Source organism: Winogradskyella sp. SYSU M77433, assembly GCF_029911945.1.
Classification (GTDB): domain Bacteria; phylum Bacteroidota; class Bacteroidia; order Flavobacteriales; family Flavobacteriaceae; genus Winogradskyella.
Map to the genome: position 1 here is coordinate 1 of NZ_JARYTG010000016.1, position 5,072 is coordinate 5,072.

Consider the following 5,072-nt stretch of genomic DNA (forward strand, 5'->3'; position numbering starts at 1 on the left):
GATTTTGATTGTTGTTCCATATGTTGACTAATTTTAAATGATTTTTTAGTCAACCTATTTCAGGACGATGCCTTTTTCCAAATTGCATACAACGGTCTCGGCTATGAGTAGTTGCGTGTTTTAGCAATAAACTTTGCAAGTACACACCAAGTTGGAAATTCCACAGGAATTTCCAAAGTAGGCCAGAACAAGCAATTACTTATAGCCATTGTTGGCAACAGTTTTTATTAATTCAGGTTACAGTCTTTCGTTCAAATCTTGTCTTCCAACAATTGCCATTATTTCTACAATATTCTCATTTACTTTGAAATAAATGCTATCAACTCCACAAACACAGCGTCTGTAGTCTTTTTTTATATAGTCAACCGATTCAAATGAAAAAGGTCTTTGGGCAATTATTTCGAAATATTTAAAAAATGATTCAAAGTATTTATCCGCTTGAGTCATTCCAAATTTTTTCACACCGTAATGATGAATCCGTATCAAGTCATTTTTCGCTTCATTGCTTAATCTATATTTAGTCATTAAGCAAAGACTTTGATTGCGCTAAAATTTCATTTTTACTTTCACTTGTAAATCCGCTATTTTCGGCTTTTTCCAATTTAGCGCGAATCCAGTTAATTTCAACTTGTTGTTTTCGAGCTTGTCTAATTAAGTCGTTTACTAGTTCACTCTTACTTGAATACTCTTTTTTATCCACTTGGGTTTTCAGCCATTCATCGTTTGGCTTTGTAAATGATATACTTTGTCTTGCCATAATTTATTTATTTGATGTAAATATACACCAAATACGAACCATTTCCAAATTGTTGCCAACGGTCTCGGCTATGAGTAGTTGCGTGGGGTAGCACTTAAGTTTGCAAGTACAAACCAAATTGAAAATCCGCGAGGATTTTCAGAAGTAGTCGAGAACAAGCAATTACTTATAGCCATTGTTGTAGCCAGTTTTTATTCTTTATAAATATATAATCTAATTTCATTATAAGTCTTAAACCTAAATAAGTAAGCATTAATACCGTTCGTTGATTTCCATTTAGTATCTATTCTGCCAGAATCTTCCTCTTGCTCTATGTTTAATGGGTTACCTAATAATTCGCTTACAGCTTTAACAATAAAGTCATATTTGGAATTAAATTGATCACTTAGATCTGTTTTTATTTCTGAACTTATTCCAAAATTAGATTCTTTGAACGTCTCCCAATTGAATGAAACAACTTTAATATTTTTATCATCTTTTGTGAAGAAATAATTTGTTTGTCCATCAAAATAAGGACATTCGTAGCGTCTATAACTAATCGGATTTCCAAATTTGAATCCCTTTTCATTTGGGTAGATACCTTTTCCAAGTGACCAAAAATGTCCAAGTGAAACATCTAACGAATTAATACTATTTTCATATTCCAGCATTTTAGAAAGCTCGAAATCTTTGTTACTCTTAAATTCTGAAATAGCTAATTTGAGATGAGTTTTAAACTCTTGTTCTCCAAATGCAATATTTTTATCAGCATTCTTTATGCAAGTTGAGTCTATTTTTGTCTCAATTTGAAATTGTTCAAAATTTTCTTTTGGAATAACCTTAAATTTTACAAAATCAATTTTTTCAATTGGGTAAGGCCAATATTCAATTGATTTTATACTTTTAAAAAGGGCAGAAGTGGAAGTTTTTTGAAGTTTTCTTTTATTTGGGATTTTGATTTTTAAATCATAATCAAGATTATCATCTAATCCGCTAATTAGAACAAGCATAGAATTGGTTTTGTTACCAAATTTCCCGTTTGCAAATACCCCAATTATTTGATTTTCTTGTGGTTTAATTTTTATTATAGAATCCATTTTTGATAAGTCGATAATTTCATTGAATGGACTTTTTGATATTAATTCAAAATCAAGATTTTTTTCGGGATTATTAAATTCAATTTTAAAAAGTGTTCCGATTTCTACTTCTTGTGAATAAGCTGAAATAGAAAGGCTTAATATTATAAATATATTGAATAGTTTTTTCATTTCTCAAATTGGCTACAACGGTCTTGTATAACAATCAGTTGCGGATTGCTTGGAAACTAAGATAGCTAAAATTCCCGACTTTTATACTTGCGCGGTTGTGTCCGCAGGACACAAAGCCGCAATTGTTGTTATACGGTGTTAGCAATAGTCTTTTCATTAATTGTTCAATTTAGCAAATAAAATTCCTATGATTTTCTCTAATATTATAATCGTTGGTTTTAGAACTTTTATTTGTCTATCATTATATCCTTTTTGAGCGTGAAAAATATTGCAACGAATAGAGTATAGGTATTCTAAAACAGCACAAATTCGAATATCTGTTTTATTAGAGTCCATTTTTTTTAATAATTCAGCATCTTTTTCAGGTTGTGGTTCTGCTGTAACAAGATGAAGCTTAATATTAAATTTATTCTTTTTGATTATTTCTTTTAGTTCGTCAATTGCTTTAACTACGGTTTTGTCGTTTTTAAACTCTTTGTCAATGTGATTACTTTTTAGATATTGTACAACATAATTTATTGAAGCTTTTCTGTCAGGAAAAGTATTTCCTAAATTTATCTGACCATTATTAGCCAAACGATATGTTGTTTCAACATAAAGCCTATTGTAAACAACATATAGAGTGAAAAATTTATCAAAAGCTCCTTGTAAATTTGAGCTGTCAATATTGTTGGCTTTTTGTAACCAATTATTACAAAAGTCGTTGATTTCTTGTTTTATCATTAGGAAATTAAAATGGTTCTTTTTTTATAGTTGCATTGCCACCATAGGACTTAATTAAATGTAATAAAGCTTTTTCCATTCTAGGTTTTAATCCGTCTGAAATAAATTTATTTGTCAGTTTAATTTCGAAAGATGTACTTTCTGAAATTTCGTAATAATTCTCATCAGATGGTTTTGCATCTTTAGTTTTGCTTTTATTTTTGTCAAAAAACAAGGTTATAACATCCCAACCTTCTTGGTCATTTGCATCGAATTTTTTATGATGAATTTTTATTTGTTTTATATCCTTAATTGGTAACTGTGTCCAATAGCCGTAATTATCGGCGAATATCCATAAATAATATATAAATCCATCGTCGAAAATCAATTCACGAGTGCTATTGACTGGGCTTTCGTATTCATTATATTTTTCCACAATCCATTTTTCAGTTTCCTCTTTTGATTGACTGAAAACAGAGAAATATGTAAAGAAAATTAATATTGTTATAAATTTGCTCATAGTTGTTTTTCAGATTATTGCTAACGGTCTCGTATAACCGTCAGTTACGGGTTAATATGCGTTAATTTTCGGTTTAGCACTGACGTTAGCAATTCCGAGTGGATTCGGACGTAGTCGAATCCGCCGTAATTGCGGTTATACATTGTTGTACACCGTTTTTTATTTAGTTGGGATTTTATATTTTCCATCTATTAATTCCCAATTATTTTTCTTTCGGTCAAACACAAATCTCATATCAGGTACGTAGCCATTTGTTCCGCCACAATCTAATGCAAAATCCGCTTTTTTAAATTTCAGTCCATTGTTGAAATGAATTTTCCGCTTTCCAGTAACATTTACAATTCCAAAATTCACGTCAATTGTGTCAATTCCGATTATTTTGTGAGTCAGACGCAAAACCCGAATTGTCTTTTTTTCTTTTATTGACAAGTCAATTAATTCCTCATTGGTCAAAAACTTGTATCGGTCAGATACGTTCAGTTTGGAAATCCGCTGTCCATTTTCGTTGAGTTCAATATATTTCCAACCGCTCGAAAGTAAAAGGTCAAATCTGCTATTTAATGCTCTGACATAAATACTGTCCAACTCGCTTTTTTCAATCGAATTCAGTTCCGTTTCTTGTCCAAATGACAAAAATCCGATAAAGGTCAATATGATTACAAATGCTTTTCTCAAATGGTGTACAACGTTGTTGTGTATGGAAAGTTGCGTTTTTGTGAGCGAGGATTTTCCGAAGGAAAATCAGATGTAACAAAAATGCAACTTCCTTTGGTTAAGCACTAATTTAGCAATTTTTTATACACGTTGTTACCACACGTTTTTTTATTCATTTAACAAGCATTCGGCTATTTTCTTAAATTTCAGGTCTCTTTTTTCTTTTACCTTATAGTCCTTTTGATATTCTATATTAACTCTTATCATATCAATATCTTCCTCACTGATTTTTCTTAATTGTTCTAATTCCAAATCAACAAACATTGAATATGTCCCACAATCAATTTCACTATTATTTCTTGGTAATTTTATTATGTTACCGTTTTTAAACTTTATAGAAACATAAGAATCATTAGTTACACATTGTTTGAATCCTGTATTTAAACTAACATAAAATGAATATTTTATTTCATCATTTTGCTTAAACTTATATAAAGTTACGTTTACGAAATCAGCCATTCCTTTTGAGGCTAAATTAAACAATCGAGTATTAGTTATCTCCATATTGTCGAATTCGTTAATTTTTTTGTTAAGCTTACAATTTTTTTGAGCAAAGGAATTAATTGTAAAAATTAGGAAAAATGTATAAGTTAAAAATTTCATAGTCTTAAATTTATAAATACTTTAATATAGCAACATCTATTATTTTTTCGGAAAGTTCATTTTCGATATTCATTTTTTGAGCTAAATATTCAACTTTTGACTTTTCTTGTTCATTGACTTTCCCGTCACAAAATACTCCCTCAATTAAATAAATAAATATTTTTTTATAATCCGTACTGTCAATTCCTTCCAGACAATAGTCTATTAATTCATCAATATTTTGTTGATTGTTCTGAAGAACTAAATCAAAGAACTCTTCTAATAATTCAAATCTTTCCATACTGATTCCTCCATCAAAGAAAGCGTTGTAGAAGTCGAAAAACACTCCAGTTTCATTTGCGCCAAAACTACCTTCAGCAAAACAGTAATAGCATAAAAATAAATATTTTTGATGTTTATCAAATTCAAACTTATCTTCTTTCTGTGTTTTTAATTTATCAAACATATCATCGTTTTTGTCTTGTCCTGAAATAGGTTGACCATTTTTGGATGTATTTTAAATGGTTAAAAATTCCAGCTTGTTATTATT

8 protein-coding genes are annotated in these 5,072 nt (G+C 29.8%); all 8 read right to left on the reverse strand.

Annotation, left to right across the window (positions count from 1 at the left end; translation table 11 throughout):
• Positions 1 to 237: 237 nt before the first annotated feature.
• The 8 genes from QGM60_RS17990 to QGM60_RS18025 all read right to left on the reverse strand — a co-directional run bounded on the left by QGM60_RS17990 (position 238) and on the right by QGM60_RS18025 (position 4,988).
• A complete protein-coding gene (locus QGM60_RS17990; protein WP_281141627.1) occupies positions 238 to 525 on the reverse strand; it encodes a type II toxin-antitoxin system RelE/ParE family toxin in 288 nt (95 codons plus the stop codon).
• Positions 518 to 757, reverse strand: a complete 240-nt coding sequence (locus QGM60_RS17995; protein ID WP_121062756.1) for a CopG family transcriptional regulator — start codon at positions 755 to 757, stop codon at positions 518 to 520. Before QGM60_RS17995 ends, QGM60_RS17990 begins: the two co-directional genes overlap by 8 nt.
• A 191-nt stretch (positions 758 to 948) precedes the next feature.
• The gene (locus QGM60_RS18000; protein WP_281141628.1) at positions 949 to 2,004 is read right to left on the reverse strand and encodes a hypothetical protein; all 1,056 of its coding nucleotides are present in this window, start codon (positions 2,002 to 2,004) and stop codon (positions 949 to 951) included.
• 156 nt (positions 2,005 to 2,160) lie between these two features.
• Entirely contained in the window at positions 2,161 to 2,727 is a 567-nt protein-coding gene (locus tag QGM60_RS18005; protein WP_281141629.1) for a hypothetical protein, read from the reverse strand.
• Positions 2,728 to 2,734: 7 nt separating this feature from the next.
• On the reverse strand, positions 2,735 to 3,226 hold the full coding sequence (locus QGM60_RS18010; protein WP_281141630.1) for a hypothetical protein: 492 nt from the start codon (positions 3,224 to 3,226) through the stop codon (positions 2,735 to 2,737).
• Positions 3,227 to 3,385: 159 nt separating this feature from the next.
• The gene (locus QGM60_RS18015; RefSeq protein WP_281141631.1) at positions 3,386 to 3,901 is read right to left on the reverse strand and encodes a hypothetical protein; all 516 of its coding nucleotides are present in this window, start codon (positions 3,899 to 3,901) and stop codon (positions 3,386 to 3,388) included.
• Positions 3,902 to 4,048: 147 nt separating this feature from the next.
• Positions 4,049 to 4,543 (reverse strand): hypothetical protein, encoded by a 495-nt coding sequence (locus QGM60_RS18020; protein ID WP_281141632.1) that lies wholly within the window; start codon positions 4,541 to 4,543, stop codon positions 4,049 to 4,051.
• Between the two features lie 10 nt (positions 4,544 to 4,553).
• A complete protein-coding gene (locus QGM60_RS18025; protein ID WP_281141633.1) occupies positions 4,554 to 4,988 on the reverse strand; it encodes a hypothetical protein in 435 nt (144 codons plus the stop codon).
• Between the last annotated feature and the right edge of the window lie 84 nt (positions 4,989 to 5,072).